Source organism: Mycolicibacterium neoaurum ATCC 25795 (assembly GCF_000691525.1).
GTDB classification, from domain to species: domain Bacteria; phylum Actinomycetota; class Actinomycetes; order Mycobacteriales; family Mycobacteriaceae; genus Mycobacterium; species Mycobacterium neoaurum.
Genome location: NZ_JMDW01000014.1, coordinates 35,192 through 52,413, shown reverse-complemented (window position 1 = coordinate 52,413; position 17,222 = coordinate 35,192). Strand labels below are relative to the sequence as shown.

Genomic DNA, 17,222 nt, shown 5'->3' with positions numbered 1-17,222 from the left:
TGTTACTCGGCCAGTCGCCAGACCGGCTCGGACCGGCCGGCGATCTCCACCGCGTCGGCGGCGGTGAAATCCCGGGTGCTGCTCATTGCGTCGTGAACCCGCGATGTCACGTAGATGCCCGGTTGCGACGACCCGCTCTGCATGCTGTTCGCCAGGTCGACCGTGGTGCCCCACATATCGTAGGCGAGACTCGACCGGCCGATCAGGCCGCTGGTGACGGTTCCGGTGTCGATACCCGCCCGCAGCTGGAGGGCATGACCCGTCTCGGTGTTGAACCTGTCGACGATGCGTTTCATCTCCACCGCGAAATCGACGGTGCGCCGTACATTGTCGAGTCGGGGAGCGCTCAGTCCGCAACTGGCCAGATAACCGTTGTGCAGGGTTCGCACCTTCTCGATACCCAGGCTTTCGGCAGCGGCGTCGAACTGCCGCACCAGCCGGTTGACCAGGGAGAGCCCTTCGTCGGCACTGAGATCGGCGGAGAGTTCCTCCAGGCCCGCGATCCCGGCGAATATGACGGTGACGTCGCGGTGATCCTGGGCTATGGTCTCCTCACCGCCGCGGTAGCGGGCGACCACCGGTTCGGGCATCAACGACCGCAGTAGCCGGTCATTCTCCTGACGCTGCTCGTTGAGCAGGTCCTCCTTGATGGCCAGATTCCGGCTCATGGCATTGAATGCGACCGTGAGATCACCGAATTCGTCCTTGGACTGCACCGGCACGGTCACCCCGTAATCTCCGGAGCTGATCTGTTGCGCCCCGGCCTCCAGCCGCCGGATCGGTCTGATGAACAGCCGCGCAAGCAGCATCGATGCGATCGAGACGATGAAAATGATTGCGGCGGTGGATAACACCAATGTCCTGGTGAATGTCGATACCGGGGCGAAGGCCTCGTCGGCATCGATGTCGGCCACCACGACCCAATCCAGGCCAGGAAGGTTCACCGGCGCATAGGCCTGCAGTGCTTCGCTGGCCAAGTAGTCGGTTTCGATGATGGTGCCGGACTGGCCTCGGTGCGCACGCCGCGTCGCTTCGCTGTCGATGGGTTGGACCAGGATGTTGGTACCGCTCATCAGTGATCGATCGGCGACGTCAGGCGGTGTCCCACCATCGATGACGCGCTTGCGGAACTCATCCTTGTTCTGCTCGAACATGCGTGAATTCGACCGCATCAGGCCATCCGGCCCGACCAGGAAGGTCTCACCGGTCTCGCCCATGCCGGCTTTCTGCCAGTCGCCGTCCATGGTCATCACGCGGTTCACCCCGCCGGTGGGGAACTGCAACGCCAGAACCCCGGCAATCCGGCCGCCGGATCCGATCGGCGACAGCAACCAGGCCGCAGGCTCGGCCGATGGTTGGTAGTAGGAAAAGTCGGTGACCCCGACGTAGTCCACGACATTGGAGTTCAGTGCATCGCGGTAGGCGCCGGCTAGCGAGCCGCCGGAGTACGGCCCGGTGAGGATGTTCGTACCGAGGTCCGGACCCTTGTACGCGGTGTATACGACGTTGCCGCGCGTATCGAGCAGCAGCGCGTCCTCGTATTTGAACCGACTCACGATCTGACGGAAGAAATCGTTGAAACGGGCGTTGGCGGCCGACCATTGGCTGCCATCTCCGGCGTCATCGTTCTTCAGGGACTCATCCCAGTTCGAGAACGGCACCGTGTAGCGCGCCTGCAGATAGCGCTGCGCCGGTGAGGTCGGCAGCAGTCCACTGACGTCGATGTCCTGGCCGGTCACCTCGGTGGTCAGCTCGGCGAACTGGCTCTTGTAGTAATTCAGGATCGCGGCGTCGTCGGCTGGCGTCACCGGCGCAGCGGCCAGATCGTCGAAGCCGGCTGTGAAGGCGCGGGCAGCCTCCTGGGCGGTGGAGCCACGGGTGTAGATGACCAGGGATTCGCGCAGATAGCGGAATTCGGCCTCCAACTGCCTGGTCTGGGAGGACAGGATCTCGTTGAGTCTGTTGAAGGCGGCATCGCGCAGCGAACTTCGCCCCGACTGGTATCCGACATAACCGATGACGGCTGCCGACAGGATGCTGGTGGCCAACAACATCACCAGCAACTTGGATTGGATGCTCATCCGAGACCGCACGCGGCGGCGGCGTCGCAGCGGGGAAATTGCGCCGTCTGATGCAGGCTCAGGGCGCTCAGGTGTGGTCATCAATTCGGGAGCCTAGCTCTGTACGCCCGTATTGCGCTCTGCTTGGCGATATTGCACAGCGGCGCGACATCGGCGCACCGCACCGTGGGGCTACTGTGGTGATGATGGACGACCAGCAACTCCGGGTGCTCATCATCGGGGGCGGGTTCGGCGGTTTGTTCTGCGCCCGCCGGCTAGGCCGCACCGACGCGTCGGTAACACTGCTCGACCGTGCGGCAGGACATATCTTTCAGCCGCTGCTCTACCAGTGCGCCACCGGAACGCTGAGCATCGGTCAGATCAGCCACTCGCTGCGCGAGGAGCTTTCGCGATACCCCAACGTGCGCACCCTGCTCGGTGAAGCTGTCCAGCTGGATCCGGACGCCGGGACCGTGACGGCGTTGCGTCCCGACGAATCGACCTACACGTTGGACTACGACATCCTGGTGATCGCCGCGGGCATGCAGCAGTCTTATTTCGGCAACGAGCGTTTTGCCGAGTGGGCACCGGGGATGAAGTCACTCGATGACGCGCTGTGCATCCGGCAGCGGTTGTTCACCGCATTCGAGATCGCCGAGACGCTGCCGGCCGGGCGCGAACGGGACAGCTGGTTGACCTTCGCCGTGGCCGGCGGTGGGCCGACCGGGGTCGAGATCGCCGGCCAGATCCGCGAAGTTGCTTCGCGGACACTGGCCAACGAGTTCCACAGCATCCAACCCGAGGACGCCAGGGTGCTGCTCTTCGACGGTGGTGACCGGGTCTTGAAGTCGTTCGCCCCGGGCTTGACCGAGAAGGCCACCCGCACCCTGCAGGCGCTCGGTGTCGAGTTGCACATGGGCGTCCACGTCACCGATGTCGACCGCGACGGCGTGACGGTCACGCCCAAGTCCGGCGGACCGCAACAGCATTACGAAGCACGGACGGTCCTGTGGACCGCCGGTGTCGAGGCGGTGCCGTTCGCCCGGCATGCGGCGCAAGTCCTGGGCGCCAAGACCGATCGATCCGGCCGGATCGACGTCCAACCTGATCTGTCGGTGCCCGGTCATCCCGAGGTCTTCGTCATCGGCGACCTGGCCGGGGGCGATTACCCCGGTGTGGCGGAGAACGCGATGCAGGGCGGTCTGCACGTCGCCTCGTGCGTGCGTCGTCAGCTGGCCGGTAAACCGCGCCGCAGTTACCGGTACCGCGATCTCGGCTCGGCGGCCTATATAAGCCGCGGCAATGCGCTGCTCCAGGTCGGCCCGGTGAAGCTCTCGGGTCGGCTGGGCTGGATGGCGTGGGGCTTCATCCACATCGCGTTCCTGACCGGTGTGCACAACCGGGTCAGCACGGTGCTGACGTGGATGGCGGCGATCGGGCGCGACGAGCGTGAGCATCGGACGTTCATGCTCGGCGATCGCGGTGTGCCCGAACAGCCCTATACGTGGACCAAGGACGATCAGCCGTAGTCGACGATCACCCAGCCGTGCGGCGGCACGATGAGTTCGTCGACACGTTCGGCAGGCGGGGCTCCGGATCCCGCGATCACCCGCCCGGTTCCGGGCAACCCTGCCGTCAACGGGGCGTCGTCGACGTTGAGGGCCACCACGATCGCGCGTCCATCGGCAGCGACGCGGTAGGCGTAACCGGTGTTGGTCAGGCTCAGTGATTCGGTACGGGCGTTGTGCAGCCACGGGTTTCGCCGGCGCAGGCCGATCAGGTACTGGTACAGCCGCGTCATGTCAACGGGTGGGATCGGCGGCGCGCCGAACTCGGGGCGGATCGCGTCATCGCCGCCGACGCGCTCTTCCTTGACGCCGTGCCAGGCCCACTCGTCACCGGCATAGACGCTCGGCGTGCCCCCGGTGGTCAGCAACAGCACAAGAGCATGCTCGAGATGCCGGGGATCATCGATGCGACTGGCGATTCTGGTGACATCGTGGTTACCGATGAACGTCAACGGCACAAAGGAATCGAGAAAGTCGTTGTGCCGCTGCAGCGCCCAGTCGAGTTCGTGGAAGTTCTTGTCGTTCAGGGCACTCCAGACTGCCTTCCACAGTTCATACTGGGTGACCGAGTCGTATCCGGCGGCGCTCACCTGCGCCGCGTAGTCGCCGTGGATGACCTCGCCGAGGAACCAGGCGTCGCGATGGCGGCGACGAACCTGCGGTAGGACCTGCCGCCAGAATTCCGGATCGACCGCGTAGGCGGCATCGAGGCGCCAACCGTCGGCACCGCGATCGAGCCAGTGGTTCATGACCTCGACGGTGTGCGCCACGACTTCGGGATCACTGTGGTCGAGCGCGATCAATTCGCCGTGACCCTCGAAGGTGTCGAAACCGTCCGAGCCATGACGGAACCAATCCTTCGGGCCGCCCGCGACCGCGTCGCGATAGCGCGGGTGGTCGGTGCCGACATGGTTGAACACACCGTCGAGCAATACCCTGAGCCCGCGCCGACGGCATTCGGAGATGAGTCGGTCGAAATCGGCATCGGTTCCCAGGCGTGGATCGATGCGGAAGTGATCGGTGGTGTCATAACCGTGGGTCCGGGAGCTGAACACCGGTCCGAGCGCCAGGCCGGAGGCACCCAGTTCCAGTGCGTGGTCGAGCCAGTCGATGATCCGCAGCAGACGGTGTTCGTCGGCCGTCGGTGCGGGATCGGCGGGAAACGCACCGACGAACCCGAGGGGATAGATCTGCCACCAGATGACGTGGCGTACCCAGTCGGGATCGGTCATGGCCGGAACGCCCGCTCGTAGAGTGCACGCATCTCGTCATGCAGTTGCGGCGCCGGGCCGTCGACGACGAGCTCCGGCGCGACGGTGGTGATCGGAAGTGGCGCGACCGGCGCCGGGGGAGTACCCCACTCGGCGCACCACTGGCTGAGCTGCCGGGCCGATGTCGCGTAGACGATGCGCCCGAGGCCCACCCATGCGTGTGCGGCCGAACACATGGCGCAGTGTTCACCGGAGGTGTAGACCGTGGCGCTCGCACGTTGTTCGGGGGAGAGGTGCTCGGCGGCCCATCGGGCAATGGCGAACTCGGGGTGTTCGGTGGCGTCACCGTTGCCGACGTGATTGTGATCGGCGAACAGGGTGTCACCTGTGTTGTCGACCAGTAGGGAGCCGAAGGGCTCGTCGCCGAGGTCCAGCGCGTCGCGTGCCAGTTCGACACACCGCCGAAGGAATTCCAGATCCGCGTCGGTGATCGCCACGCGGGCGAGTTTACCCAGCGGGGAGGAATGTCAACCGCAGCGCAACGGTTGGGGTGCCGATTCGTCGGTGGCCGCACCCCAGCACCACGCCGCGTACGCGGCCGCGACGGCGATGGCCTCGACATCGGCTTTGCTGCCGCCGGCGGAACGGACCGGGTCGCTCACTGCGTGCCGGATCATCCCGACCAGTGCGACCAGTGGCTCGTCCTTGGAACGGAGGTGCGCCAGGTGGCGTTCGTTGGACATCGTTGTCCTCTCCACAGGTAGGGGCGGGAGCGCACTCGGCTTGCGCGGGCCCCCGGTTCTTTTCCTGACGCACACGATAGTGGCTCGGGGCCTCGTTGGTTGCATGACACGTTGACTGCCAACTAAATTCACCTATTCGCAACACGTCTCCGGCCCTGCCGTGACATCGAGGCGGCACGCGCAGGACGCGAGAACGGGAACATCGGCGCGGGCGCGGGCCAACATCAGCTGCTGGCCGATGATTGCCGCTTCTGCATCACGGCCGAGACGTTGCAGGCACTCGTGGTATCCGTGCAGACTCCAGACGTTGCCAGGATGCTGGCACGACCGGCGAAGAGTGCTGTCGAGACCGAGATCCGCTGCGTACACTTCGGCGGCCTCGGACACCCGGCCCTGCTCGAGCAGAAGAGCGCCGTAGGCGTGCCGTGTCGGCTGCATCCAGCCCCAGGGTTCGTCGTAGGGCAGCGCGTCGTCGAGGGCGATGGCATCGCGGAGCCGGGCGAACGCGTCGTCGAATCGCCCTTCCCGATAAGCGATTTCGCCGTCGAGCATGGCGACTCCGATGGCGAGGATATCGCGGCTGGTGTTGTTGAAAAGGTAGCGGGTATCGGGAATCCGCGCGTAAGCGGCTGCGAGAGCATCACGTTCGATGTATGCCTGAGGTAGCTGACCGGTAGCGGCATAGGCGACCCCGCGGCCGTAGTGCACCGTCGCGGTGGTGGTGCAGTAGAGCGCACCGTCATCGGGCACCGGCAGCGAGATCAGATCGGACCACCGGCCGAACCGCACCAGGACGTGAACCTCAAGGGCGGCGAACGCCTCCAGCCAGTCGGCCATCGGGGGCGAGGGGATGGCGAGCAGTTCGGGTGTGAGCTGTTCTGCGAGCTCACGCGCGGCGTCGTGGGCAATCTGAAACCGGCCCTCGAACATTGCCGAGTACACCACGAAGTGCAGATCGTGGGCGCGGTAGAGCGAATAGAAATTCAGTGGCCCGGCATCGGCGACGAACAACCGATCGGCGGCCACGGCGGCCTGGTTGGCCACCACCGCGGCGCGGTAGTCGCCGCAGAGCACGTCGATATGGCTGGGCATGTGCTGCAGATGGCCGGCATCGGGTACCAGGCCGCGGAGCAGGTCGGCCGCGGGCAACGCGAGCTCGGGGTGAGCCGACATCTCCATCGCATGGATGTAGAGGTGCAAGACCCCGGGATGTGCCTGTCCGGCGGTCCCGGCAAGAGCCGCCTCCAGGATCGCCGTGGCCTCTTCCACCCGCGAGCCGGGGGCCGGCTGACCGGTCGCGCTGTCCCAGAGTTCCCAGGCGCTGACGTTGAGCAACGCGTCGGCGGCCAATGCCTGCACGTCGACATCGTGGGGGAAGCGCGCTGCGACCGACACCATTGCGTCTGCGTAGGCGGCGTGCGCGCCGCGCAGCGCGGCGTCATCGGACGGGTCGTCGGTCGGGAACCGCAGCGACAGGGCGTCGATCAGGGCGCGTTCGGTGGCCGAAGCCCGCCCCGCTGCGGCCGAGGCCAACTCTGCGCGCGCCCGCCGCAACGCCTCGTCCAGTTCGACGGGATCGAAGGCATCCCAGGCCTTGTTGTAGTTCGGGCCGACGGCGTAGGCGATGCCCCAACGGGCGACGGCCAGGTCACCGTCGTGTTCCAGCGCACGTTCGAAACAGCGCACCGCTTCGTCGTGGTTGAAGGCGTAAGCCCATACCAGACCCCGGTCGAACCACAACTGCGCCTGTGCAGAATCGGTGTCGACCGGGCGTCGGTAGCTGCCCAGGTTGTAGTAGCCCGCATCCATCGACCAACCATAGTGGGGTCAGCCGCGCGAGCCGGCGCGACGGCGCAGACGCTCGACGGCCGGTGTGCGCACGGTGGTCGCCAACGCGGCGAGCGCAAGTCCGGTGGTGGCCCAGATCATCAGCGTGGCAAAGGGTGTCAGCGCACCGTTACCGTCGAAGTACTCGATGCTGCGCAGCAGCGAGACTCCCGAACCCTGCGGCACGATCTGGTTGAACAAGGTGTAGAAACCGGTCAACAGCGGTCGGCCGATCGGGCCGGCCGCCGCAGCATTGCCGACGACCACCAGGAAGGCGGTGACCGTCATGGCCGCCACGGTGCCGAAGGCGGCCGCGACCCCGGTCACCGCGCCGCCGACCGCCATGGCGTAGAGCCACAACGCCCCGAAAACCTGCCAGGGATGACCGGTCAGTGCCCCGAGCCCGCTATCGACATACACGGTGACGACACCGGCCAGCAGTGCTGCGTAACAGCAGAGCGTGACCGTCCGCAACGCGAGGGTGGCAGGACGGTGCACGGCGCCGACCAGTCGCCCGAACGCCGCCGCTCCCACCGAGGCGCCGATCGAGACGAAGATGACCGCATAGAACTCGACGGTGCCGGACGGGTCACCCGCCGAGGTCGGCGCGATATCGGTGACAGTCGGGGTCAGTCCGGCTCCGGCCGCCACGCTGCGGCCCACGCTCTCGGCGGCAGTGGCCACGCTGCGGCCGCCGCCGCCGGCGACGTAGATGTCCAGGGTTCCCGTGGGCCGTGCGACCAACGCGGCGTCGGCTTTTCGCTGCAGCACGAGATCGCGGGCGGCGCCGTCGTCGGCGACCGCGGTGACGGCGAGCTCCGGTCTGGCCTGCATCGCCTCGACCAGCTGGGTGGGCGCGGCGACCGCGATATCCATATGGCGCAGAGTCGGTTTGGCGAACGCGCCGGCGTAGCTGGCGATCATGGCCAACACCAGGGCGGTGAACACGCCCATCGCGAGTGCGACGTTGCGGACCTGGGTCGCGGTGACGACCGGAGGTGCGTCGCGATGCTTGGCCATCAGATTCGTCCCGGCAGTGTGAGCAGGGCGTTGACGGTGTCGAACGCGGCGGTCACACGCTCACGGAGATCACTCGCATCACGCTGGTCCGGTGCCTCCATCCACGATCGCAGCACCTCCATGAACCCTCCGACCAGGAAGCGGGTCACCGCTTCGACGGTGAGCCCGGACATCGGCGCGATGACCGACATGCCCTGTGCGGCGATCTCGGCGCAAGCAGGTGCCAGTTCGGCGCGGAAGGCGTTGACGACCCGCTGGGTGACCGCGCTGGGGATGACGTTTCGGTACATCTCGCGATGCTCCCCGGCGAAGTCGAACAGCCGGGTGATGCGCACCCGGGGGTCGTCCCCGATATCGGTGGTCGCCTGTACGAATGCCACCGCGAAGGCGGCCGCGACCGCGTCGTCACGGTCGCGGAAATGTTGGTAGAAGACCTGCCTGCTCACGCCGGCGCGGCCGACGATGGTGGCGACGGTCAGCTCGTCGACCGGATGTTCGTGGGCCAGCGCGAAGGCGGCCTCGTGGAGAAGGGTGCGGACCCGCTCTGCGCGCGGGTCCGCACTGTGTGTGCGTGCAGCCATGGATGCGAGGGTAATGCATTTCGTAGACACCTGACCACGAAAGCTTAGGTTATCTATACCACCGCGGGCGCTGTCGTGTGACCCGACGCTCCGGGTTTTAGGAGGTGGCTCGACAGCATCGCTAGAACATGTTCTAGTTCTGGGATGTTGGACTTCACCCACCAGGACCTCAGCACCGAGGAGGTCGAACGGCTGCGCAGCATCTTCGGCCCGCTCACCGAGTCGGTTCGTCAGCTCGTCGATGCGACCATCCGCACGGAGGCCGATGCCGACACCGTGGCGGCCGCCACGGCACGCATCGACGAGGTCACCACGGCCCTGCGTACCAACCAGCTCGAAGGTGCATTCGGCGTGCGATTCACCGCCCATGGCGACCGGATGCCCTGGGGTAACGCCGTGATCGGTCTGCGCAACCCCATCGCCCCGCCGTTGACGGTTCGCCGCGGCGACGACGGCTCGGTGGCGGCCGACTTCGTGCTCGGCGCACCCTACGAAGGCCCGCCGGGACATGTGCACGGCGGTATCGCCGCGCTCATCCTCGATCACGTCCTCGGCGAGGCGGCCAGCCCTGCCACCAGCCCCCGGTTGACCGGAACCATCACTGTGCGATACCTGCGGCCGACACCGCTGGGTGCGCTGCGCGCCGAGGCGGCGATCGTACGTACCGAGGGCATCAAAACCTTTGCCGCGGGCACGCTATCGGACGGCTCCGGGGCGACGGTGCAGGCCGAGGGGGTGTTCATCCAACCCAGGTGGGCTCGGGAGTGACGCCGGTTCAGCCCACCTCGATATCGCTGGCTGCGACCTCGGTGACCACCGCGGTGATGGTGGCGATCTCGGCAACGAGTACCCGCTCGGCGCCATCGGCGTCGGTCAGCAGCGCCGCCGCGGTCCGCACGCCGGTATTGGCGGCGAGCAGCGCGTCGGTATCGACGCGCCAGGGCGCGGCGGGGGTGGCGGGATCACCCGACAACGCCTTGACGTATTCGTCGACTGCCGCCACGAACTCCCGGTCCAGGTCGGCCGGCGGATGTGCAGGCAGGTTGGCCTCCAGCGTGGCGCACGAGGTGGTGACCGCGTTCAACGCCGCCCGGTAAGAGCGCATCCATCGACGTAGTTGCTGCCAGTCGGTTCCCGTCGCCCCGGCGGTCGCCTCGAACGCGGTGCGCGCACTGACCGCCCTTGCCCACGCCGACTCCAGCGACTCCTTGGGATGATCCAGGTCGTGCACGAATGCCCGCACGACCATGGCTGCATAGTCGATCTCGGTCTTGAGCAACTCGCCCGCGCGCTGTCGCAACCGCACCAATGCGTTGTCCGGTAGGGCGACGTGCACCGTCACTGCCAGCGCACCGCCTATCAGTACCGCCAGCAGGCGGTCGGCAATGGCGGCTGCATCACCGGTGCCGCCGGTGTTGAGTAGCAGGACGAGGGCCGCGGCGATCGCCGTGTTCACCGCCAGATAGCTGACCTCTGCGCTGGCGTACGCCGACGCGATCAGCAGTACAGCAAGGATCATCGACGCGATCGGCGAGGGTCCCAACACCGCGACGATGATGGCCCCGAGTGCCACCCCGGCGGCGGTGCCGACTATTCGCCACACGCAGCGGGTGTAGGTGTGTGCGGTCTCTGGCCGTAACACCATCAGAACGGTGAGCGCTATCCATGCCCCGTGCGGCACGCCGGCAAAACGCCACACCGCCACCCCGATGACGGTGGCGGCGGCCAGTCGGATCGTGTGTCGCAGGATCGGTGAGTACCGGTTTGTCTGTTCGCGCATCAGGTCGACGGCGGCGGCGAGGGCGTGCGGCAGACCCGGGCTGCGCAGGTGGGCGACCTGCTCGGGTTCGAACTGTCCGTAGCGCAATTCGACCGCCTCACGCAGCTGGCCCACCAGGCGGATGGCGGTGTCGTGTGCCGGGCCGTCGACGGCCTGCGCCGAGCCCTCCAGTCGGCCGAGGGCGAGGGCGAGGTCGTGCCGAGAGCGGCGCCTGGCGTATGCGATGACCGTCAGCAGATCGGCAGCAGCGCGCAGCAGCCGTGCGACGTCCTCGTCGTCCGCGTATCCGCGCAAGCCGGCCAGGGACTCCGAGATGCGTTCGGGCAGGCCGTACCAGCCGCGGTAGATCGGCGGCCGGCGTTTGGCCATCGCCTCGCTGACGGTGAAGGCCTCCCGTAGCCGCAGCAGCGGCTCATCGTCCGGTTCGGCGCCCGGATCGGTGAGCACGGCTTCGGCATAGCTGGCCAGCGCCAGATAGGCCCGGGTGAGGGCGTTGCGTTGGTCACGCCATCGGCGCTGCGGCCACAGCGCGATGAGCACGGCCTGGGTCAGTCCGGCGGTCAACGCGAGCGCGGACGCGCTCACTGCCGCCGAAACCGTCGCCGGCGGCTCGGCCGTCAGCAACAGCGCCGCGCCTGCCGCGGCGACCAGACCAGCGTTGGCGCTCAGCGCCCAGTGCAAGCCCGCCACCACACACCAGAACGCCAGGGCGATGAGCAGGGCCAGATCGCTGGCGCCTGCCAGCGCGCCCAGCAGGACCGCGACCGCCATCTCGGCCGAGACGAGGACCACGATCGGGAACCGGCCCCGGGGACTGTCCTGTAAAGCACTGGCGCCGGCCACGATTCCGGCCATCGCGGCGCTCGCCACCGCCGACAACTGGGCCGGGACCCCGAGCACTATCGCGGGCATCGTGATCGCGACGACACCCACCAGGCTGCGGATCACTGCACCCGAGTCATACAGGGTCAGGCGCAGCCGGCGGCTCGTCGTCATCACGCCATTGTCACCCCAGCCGCACCCGTAACACCGGCGATCGTCACTTCCCGCGCGCCGTTGTCATCGTCGAAACCGGCTGCGGTTGCTACGTTCTGCTCGTGGAAAAGGTGATGATCACGTTGCGCCGCTCGGCCGCCGACGAGCAGTGGTGCCTGCGGTTGCGGACTGAGGTGGCCGCCGACCTGTCCGGGTTGGGTCTTAGCGGTCTGACGATCAACGTCCGCGATGACGACGTGCGTGCGTCGATGATGACGCTGACCACTCTCGACCCGCCGGTCGTCGCGGTGGTGAGCATCTGGACCCAGCAGTACTACGGGAGCGCGGTCGCGGCGGCGCTGCAGCGGCTCTCCGAAGAATGTGAGATGTTGGCCGCCTACCTGGTGACCGAGTCGGTGCCGCTGCCCGCCCCGGAGGTGCCTGCCGGTGCGCGCACACCCGGTCTGGCCAACGTGGCGCTGCTGCGCCGTCCCGCGGATCTGGACATCGCGACGTGGTTGTCGCGCTGGCATATCGACCACACGCCGGTGGCGATCGAGACGCAAGCCACCTTCGGTTACACCCAGAACACCGTGGTCCGCGCCATCACCGCCGATGCGCCGGTGATCGACGCCATCGTCGAGGAACTGTTCCCGATCGAGGCGGTGTCGGATCTGCTGGCTTTCTTCGGTGCCGCCGATCAGAGCGATCTCGCCGACCGGATGGGGCGGATGGCGGCCAGCGTCGCGAGGTTCGGCGCGGACCGCGATATCGACACGGTACCCACCAGTCGGTACGTCTGTTCGGCCCAGGGGCTTACGCTGCACGCGTGACACTTTTGATCTCGGATGACAACCGGGTCCGGACCCTTACCCTCAATCGACCGGAGGCGCTCAACGCGTTCAGCGAGGCGCTGTACGACGCGACGACGGAGGCCTTGCTGGCGGCGGCAGAAGACCCCGAGGTCTCGGTGGTCCTGATGACCGGCGCCGGCCGGGCTTTCAGCGCAGGCAACGACCTGGTCGAGATGCAGAAGCTGGTCACCGACCCCGAGTACACGCCCGGTAAACATGGCTTCCGCGGGCTGATCGAAGCGCTGACGGCTTTCCCCAAACCGCTGATCCTCGCCGTCAACGGCCTCGGATTGGGTATCGGCGCAACCATTCTGGGCTATGCCGATCTGGCCTTCATGTCCGACACCGCGCGGCTCAAGTGCCCGTTCACCAGTCTGGGTGTGCCGCCCGAGGCGGCCTCGTCCTATCTGATGCCCAGGTTGATCGGACGGCAGAATGCGGCGTGGCTGTTGCTGTCCTCGGAGTGGATCGATGCCGACGAGGCGCTGCGGATGGGACTGGTGTTCAAGGTCTGTGATCCCGCAGAACTGATGTCCGAGGCGCGTTCTCATGCGGAGCTGTTGGCATCCCGTCCGCTGAACAGCCTGATGGCGGTCAAGCAGACCATGATGGAAGCCATCCGTCCGGCGATCGCCGCGGCGTCCGAGCGCGAGAACGCACTGTTCGCCGAATTGTTGGGTCAGGCCGCCAACGTCGACGCGCTGGCGTCGTTCAACGCCGGGCGCGGCTGATAGGTCAACCCGCGGCGTGCACCGGGCACTCGGTGGTGCGGGCTGCGGCCAGGATCGCCCGCACCGTCCGGCGACACCGGCCGCAGTCCGAGCCTGCCCCGCAGGCCTCGGCAACTTGTCGAGACGTCGTAGCGCCTGCAGCCACGGCGTCATGCACCGCCTGGGTGGTGGCGCCGGTGCACAGGCAGACGAACATCGGATCAGGCCGCCGTGCTCACGTTGCCGAGCGGGCTATCGGACAAATGCAGCGCACGGTGACCTGCCGAAAGCGTGCCATTCATCGACAACGAATTACGCGCGAAATCGGAAATCGGGTGTCGTGGCGCCGCTGGTGTGAACAACTGGTCCGAATTGCGCCGGTCAATAGCCGAATGGGGTGAGGAATCCGCGCTTTGCGTCATGATTCCCCTTCCGATTTCGCGTGTCCCGCGACGCTGTCGCCGGCGCCGGATGCAAGTTAGGTCATCGTAACCTAAGTAAGGGTAGCCAGTCCATAAGATGTTCGGATACTTGGGTTTGCCTTGCCTACGGCACGCCGTAGCGGCGGAAATCTCTCCGACAAACCGCCGTCGACACCCTCGCTGCGGCCTTCGCGCTGGACTAGATTCAGGTGCGCACGGCTTTGGCGACACTTGACAGCCCTCAAGGTGCTTAGGAGCGATATGCAAGGCGATCCGGATGTTCTGAAACTGCTCAACGAGCAGCTGACGAGCGAACTCACGGCGATCAATCAATATTTTCTGCATTCCAAAATGCAGGACAATTGGGGATTCACCGAATTGGCGCGTCATACCCGCGAAGAATCCTTCGAAGAAATGCGCCACGCAGAAACGATCACCGACCGCATCCTGCTTCTGGACGGATTGCCCAACTATCAGCGACTGTTCTCGTTGCGAGTCGGGCAGACGCTGCGCGAGCAGTTCCAGTCGGACCTGGCCATCGAGTACGAGGTGGTCGAACGTCTTCGCCCCGGGGTCATGATGTGCCGCGAGAAAGGTGACGCGACGTCGGCGGGCATCCTGGAGACCATCCTGGCCGATGAGGAAAACCACATCGACTACCTGGAGACCCAGCTGGAATTGATGGACAAGCTGGGCGAAGAGCTCTACTCCGCGCAATGTGTGTCGCGGCCGCCGGGTGTGGGTACCGCCTAGGGCGTGCGGTCGTCCGGCTCACCGACCGCGGTATATTAGATAGCAAGGCTAATATTTCGCTGGGTCGGGGAGGACCGGGGAATCGTGACGGCCATTGCTACCGGGTCGAGTGCCGCCGACGCACAGATCAGCCCGCAGCGCCGCAACATCATCTTTGTTGCGGTGTTGTTGGGCATGTTGCTGGCGGCGCTCGACCAGACCATCGTCGCGACCGCACTACCGACGGTGGTATCTGATCTCGGGGGAGCGGGACATCAGTCCTGGGTGGTGACCAGTTACCTGCTCGCGTCGACCATCGCGACGGCGATCGTGGGCAAGCTGGGCGACCTTTTCAGTCGGAAGTCCGTGTTCCAGGTCGCCGTGGCGTTCTTCCTGCTCGGCTCGGTGCTCTGTGGGCTGGCCGATTCGATGGCGATGTTGGTCGGTGCGCGCGCCTTGCAGGGTGTCGGCGGCGGTGCGTTGATGGTGACCGCCACCGCCGTCATCGGTGAGGTGATCCCGCTCCGCGACCGTGGTCGCTATCAAGGTGCGCTCGGCGCGGTGTTCGGTGTCACCACGGTCATCGGCCCGCTGCTCGGAGGGTTTTTCACCGATCACCTGTCGTGGCGCTGGGCGTTCTGGATCAATGTGCCGGTCGCGGTGGTGGTGTTCCTGGTTGCAGCAGTCGCCATCCCGGCGTTGGCTCGCGCCTCGCGCCCGGTGATCGACTATGCCGGTATCGCTCTGGTCGGTCTCGGCGCCTCCGGTCTGACATTGGCCACCAGCTGGGGCGGCGGTGAATACGCCTGGACATCGCCGGTGATCATCGGTCTGTTCGCCGGTTCGGTGATCGCGTTGGCGATCTTCGTGTGGGTGGAACGTCGTGCACCGGAACCCATTTTGCCGATCCGCCTGTTCGCCGGACAGGTGTTCACGGTCTGCTGTGTGCTCGGATTCATCGTCGGTTTCGCGATGCTGGGTGCGATGACGTTCCTGCCGACGTTCATGCAATTCGTCGACGGCGTATCGGCGACCGTATCGGGTCTGCGCACCCTCCCGATGGTGGTCGGCATGCTGATCACCTCGATCGGCAGCGGTTCGATCGTCGGCCGCACCGGACGGTACAAGATCTTTCCGGTCACCGGAACAGCTGTCATGACCGTGGGATTCGCATTGTTGTCCACCATGGACGCGCACACCGCGTTCTGGATGCAGTCGTTGTATCTGTTCATCCTCGGTGCCGGTATCGGATTGTGCATGCAGGTGCTGGTCCTGGTGGTGCAGAATACCGCCGATTTCGCCGATCTCGGGGTGGCGACATCGGGAGTCACGTTCTTCAGGACGATCGGAAGTTCCTTCGGCGCTGCCATTTTCGGGTCGTTGTTCGCCAACTTCCTGTCGAGCCGGATCGGCCAGGCGGTGGCTGACAGCGGCGCGCCCCCGATCGCCGCGGAGTCGCCACAGGCGCTGCGCGAACTACCGCCAGAGATGGCGGCCCCCATCATCGACGCCTATGCCGATGCCCTCGGCATGGTCTTCCTGTGCGCGGCCCCGGTGGCCTTCGTGGGATTCATCGTCTCGCTGTTCCTGAAAGAGGTTCCGCTGCGTGAGATGGAGACGGTCTCGGCATCCGATCTCGGCGAAGGGTTCGGCATGCCGACGTTGGAGACCTCCGACGAGATACTGGAGATGGCGGTGGCGCGCATCTTCCGGGACTCGCCGGATATCCGCCTGCGCAGGCTCACCGACCATCCCGGGTGCGAACTCGATATCGCCAGGCTGTGGGCCGTCGTGCAGATATACCGGCACAACCAGGTCTACGGGTCGGCAACCCTGACCGATATCGCCGATCTGCGACGCGTTCCCGCCGAGGTGCTTGAGCCGTCCTTCCAGCGCTGTGTCGATACCGGATACGCGTTGCGCACCGGTGACCAGCTCTGGCTGACACAAGCCGGGGCTGACCAGGTTCAGGTGGTCATCGATGCACTGGTGAGCAAGCTGATCGACCGCCTCACCGGGGCGAGCGCAGCGACGGGCGTGCGGTTCGCCGCTCGGCCCGATCGGCTCCAGGTGGAGGCGGCACTGGAGCGGATCGCCCACCGCATGATGGTGCAGCCGCAATGGGTGGAGGATCGCGACGAACTGGCCACCGCCGGCCCACCAAAGAACTAGAACACGTTCCACTTCGTTCGTCGGCGGCGTACGGTTGCGCGTATGAGCCGTATCGGAGATTTCGCTGACGACGATGCCGCCGCCTGGATCACCAAGTCACCCGATATCGGGATGGCGATGGCGGGCTACACCCACGCCGTCTACAACAAGAACCGGCTGCCCATGCGGGTGCGGGAGCTGGCGCGCATGGTGATCGCACTGAACAACGAGTGCGTGGTGTGCCAGAACACCCGCGATTCTGAGGGCGCGGCGGCCGGGGTCGATGAAGACCTCTATGACCACGCGGCGGTGTGGCAGACCTGGCCGGGGTTCAGCGACCAGGAGCGGGTCGCCGCCGAGTTCGCCGAACGTTTCGCCGGCGACCACACCGGTCTGCGTGATGACGAGGATTTCTGGGCCCGCTGCCGTGAGCAGTTCAGCGATGAACTGCTCACCGATCTGGCACTGTCCTGCGCGATGTGGCTCGGGATGGGTCGCATGCTGCGCACTCTCGACATCGGCCAGTCCTGCAAGATCACCCTTTGACCGTTCTCGCCGGGGCGACTGCGCTCACCTTCGTCTGGCTGG

Annotated in this window: 16 protein-coding genes; 7 read left to right on the top strand and 9 right to left on the bottom strand. The window is 66.1% G+C overall.

Annotation, left to right across the window (positions count from 1 at the left end):
• Positions 1-2: 2 nt before the first annotated feature.
• Entirely contained in the window at positions 3-2,162 is a 2,160-nt protein-coding gene (locus IC40_RS0120630; RefSeq protein ID WP_042509736.1) for an adenylate/guanylate cyclase domain-containing protein, read from the bottom strand.
• 104 nt (positions 2,163-2,266) lie between these two features.
• Between IC40_RS0120630 and IC40_RS0120625 the strand changes: the two genes are divergently transcribed.
• Positions 2,267-3,589, top strand: coding sequence for an NAD(P)/FAD-dependent oxidoreductase (locus IC40_RS0120625; protein WP_030136574.1), 1,323 nt, complete (start codon positions 2,267-2,269; stop codon positions 3,587-3,589).
• On the opposite strand, the gene IC40_RS0120620 is transcribed toward IC40_RS0120625, so the two are convergent.
• The 6 genes from IC40_RS0120620 to IC40_RS0120595 form a co-directional block, all read right to left on the bottom strand.
• Complete coding sequence (locus IC40_RS0120620; RefSeq protein WP_030136573.1) at positions 3,580-4,860, bottom strand: alpha-amylase family glycosyl hydrolase; 1,281 nt, start codon at positions 4,858-4,860, stop codon at positions 3,580-3,582. The genes IC40_RS0120625 and IC40_RS0120620 overlap by 10 nt on opposite strands.
• Entirely contained in the window at positions 4,857-5,336 is a 480-nt protein-coding gene (locus tag IC40_RS0120615) for a nucleoside deaminase (RefSeq protein WP_030136572.1), read from the bottom strand. The genes IC40_RS0120620 and IC40_RS0120615 overlap by 4 nt, the downstream gene beginning before the upstream one ends.
• Before the next feature lie 30 nt (positions 5,337-5,366).
• Positions 5,367-5,582 (bottom strand): hypothetical protein, encoded by a 216-nt coding sequence (locus IC40_RS0120610; protein ID WP_019510027.1) that lies wholly within the window; start codon positions 5,580-5,582, stop codon positions 5,367-5,369.
• Positions 5,583-5,714: 132 nt separating this feature from the next.
• Positions 5,715-7,391, bottom strand: a complete 1,677-nt coding sequence (locus IC40_RS0120605) for a tetratricopeptide repeat protein (protein WP_030136571.1) — start codon at positions 7,389-7,391, stop codon at positions 5,715-5,717.
• Positions 7,392-7,409: 18 nt separating this feature from the next.
• Complete coding sequence (locus IC40_RS0120600) at positions 7,410-8,429, bottom strand: hypothetical protein (RefSeq protein ID WP_030136570.1); 1,020 nt, start codon at positions 8,427-8,429, stop codon at positions 7,410-7,412.
• Positions 8,429-9,010, bottom strand: coding sequence for a TetR/AcrR family transcriptional regulator (locus tag IC40_RS0120595; RefSeq protein ID WP_030136569.1), 582 nt, complete (start codon positions 9,008-9,010; stop codon positions 8,429-8,431). The genes IC40_RS0120600 and IC40_RS0120595 overlap by 1 nt, the downstream gene beginning before the upstream one ends.
• Before the next feature lie 144 nt (positions 9,011-9,154).
• On the opposite strand from IC40_RS0120595, the gene IC40_RS0120590 reads away from it, so the two are divergent.
• The gene (locus IC40_RS0120590) at positions 9,155-9,778 is read left to right on the top strand and encodes a PaaI family thioesterase (protein WP_030136568.1); all 624 of its coding nucleotides are present in this window, start codon (positions 9,155-9,157) and stop codon (positions 9,776-9,778) included.
• 7 nt (positions 9,779-9,785) lie between these two features.
• Here the strand turns inward: IC40_RS0120590 and IC40_RS0120585 are convergent, their stop codons facing one another.
• Positions 9,786-11,786, bottom strand: a complete 2,001-nt coding sequence (locus IC40_RS0120585) for an FUSC family protein (RefSeq protein ID WP_030136567.1) — start codon at positions 11,784-11,786, stop codon at positions 9,786-9,788.
• A 101-nt stretch (positions 11,787-11,887) separates the two neighbouring features.
• On the opposite strand from IC40_RS0120585, the gene IC40_RS0120580 reads away from it, so the two are divergent.
• Positions 11,888-12,598, top strand: coding sequence for a hypothetical protein (locus tag IC40_RS0120580; protein WP_030136566.1), 711 nt, complete (start codon positions 11,888-11,890; stop codon positions 12,596-12,598).
• Positions 12,595-13,350: an enoyl-CoA hydratase/isomerase family protein gene (locus IC40_RS0120575; RefSeq protein ID WP_030136565.1), complete on the top strand. Its 756-nt coding sequence runs from the start codon at positions 12,595-12,597 to the stop codon at positions 13,348-13,350. The genes IC40_RS0120580 and IC40_RS0120575 overlap by 4 nt, the downstream gene beginning before the upstream one ends.
• 4 nt (positions 13,351-13,354) lie before the next feature.
• Here the strand turns inward: IC40_RS0120575 and IC40_RS27370 are convergent, their stop codons facing one another.
• Positions 13,355-13,546 carry a (2Fe-2S)-binding protein gene (locus IC40_RS27370; RefSeq protein WP_081843500.1) on the bottom strand — a complete coding sequence of 64 codons (192 nt, stop codon included), beginning with the start codon at positions 13,544-13,546 and terminating at the stop codon, positions 13,355-13,357.
• A gap of 466 nt (positions 13,547-14,012) precedes the next feature.
• On the opposite strand from IC40_RS27370, the gene bfr reads away from it, so the two are divergent.
• The 3 genes from bfr (at position 14,013) to IC40_RS0120560 (ending at position 17,180) form a co-directional block, all read left to right on the top strand.
• Positions 14,013-14,504, top strand: a complete 492-nt coding sequence (bfr, locus tag IC40_RS0120570; RefSeq protein ID WP_019510040.1) for a bacterioferritin — start codon at positions 14,013-14,015, stop codon at positions 14,502-14,504.
• 84 nt (positions 14,505-14,588) lie between these two features.
• The gene (locus IC40_RS0120565; RefSeq protein WP_042509734.1) at positions 14,589-16,655 is read left to right on the top strand and encodes an MDR family MFS transporter; all 2,067 of its coding nucleotides are present in this window, start codon (positions 14,589-14,591) and stop codon (positions 16,653-16,655) included.
• Positions 16,656-16,697: 42 nt separating this feature from the next.
• Complete coding sequence (locus tag IC40_RS0120560; protein ID WP_030136563.1) at positions 16,698-17,180, top strand: carboxymuconolactone decarboxylase family protein; 483 nt, start codon at positions 16,698-16,700, stop codon at positions 17,178-17,180.
• Positions 17,181-17,222 lie beyond the last annotated feature (42 nt).

Excerpts from the sequence above, each read along its gene's own strand:
- IC40_RS0120630 (WP_042509736.1), bottom strand. The coding sequence starts at position 2,162 with ATGACCACACCTGAGCGCCCTGAGCCTGCATCAGACGGCGCAATTTCC.
- IC40_RS0120625 (WP_030136574.1), top strand. The coding sequence starts at position 2,267 with ATGGACGACCAGCAACTCCGGGTGCTCATCATCGGGGGCGGGTTCGGC.
- IC40_RS0120620 (WP_030136573.1), bottom strand. The coding sequence starts at position 4,860 with ATGACCGATCCCGACTGGGTACGCCACGTCATCTGGTGGCAGATCTAT.
- IC40_RS0120610 (WP_019510027.1), bottom strand. The coding sequence starts at position 5,582 with ATGTCCAACGAACGCCACCTGGCGCACCTCCGTTCCAAGGACGAGCCA.
- IC40_RS0120605 (WP_030136571.1), bottom strand. The coding sequence starts at position 7,391 with ATGGATGCGGGCTACTACAACCTGGGCAGCTACCGACGCCCGGTCGAC.
- IC40_RS0120600 (WP_030136570.1), bottom strand. The coding sequence starts at position 8,429 with ATGGCCAAGCATCGCGACGCACCTCCGGTCGTCACCGCGACCCAGGTC.
- IC40_RS0120595 (WP_030136569.1), bottom strand. The coding sequence starts at position 9,010 with ATGGCTGCACGCACACACAGTGCGGACCCGCGCGCAGAGCGGGTCCGC.
- IC40_RS0120590 (WP_030136568.1), top strand. The coding sequence starts at position 9,155 with ATGTTGGACTTCACCCACCAGGACCTCAGCACCGAGGAGGTCGAACGG.
- IC40_RS0120585 (WP_030136567.1), bottom strand. The coding sequence starts at position 11,786 with ATGACGACGAGCCGCCGGCTGCGCCTGACCCTGTATGACTCGGGTGCA.
- IC40_RS27370 (WP_081843500.1), bottom strand. The coding sequence starts at position 13,546 with ATGTTCGTCTGCCTGTGCACCGGCGCCACCACCCAGGCGGTGCATGAC.
- bfr (WP_019510040.1), top strand. The coding sequence starts at position 14,013 with ATGCAAGGCGATCCGGATGTTCTGAAACTGCTCAACGAGCAGCTGACG.
- IC40_RS0120560 (WP_030136563.1), top strand. The coding sequence starts at position 16,698 with ATGAGCCGTATCGGAGATTTCGCTGACGACGATGCCGCCGCCTGGATC.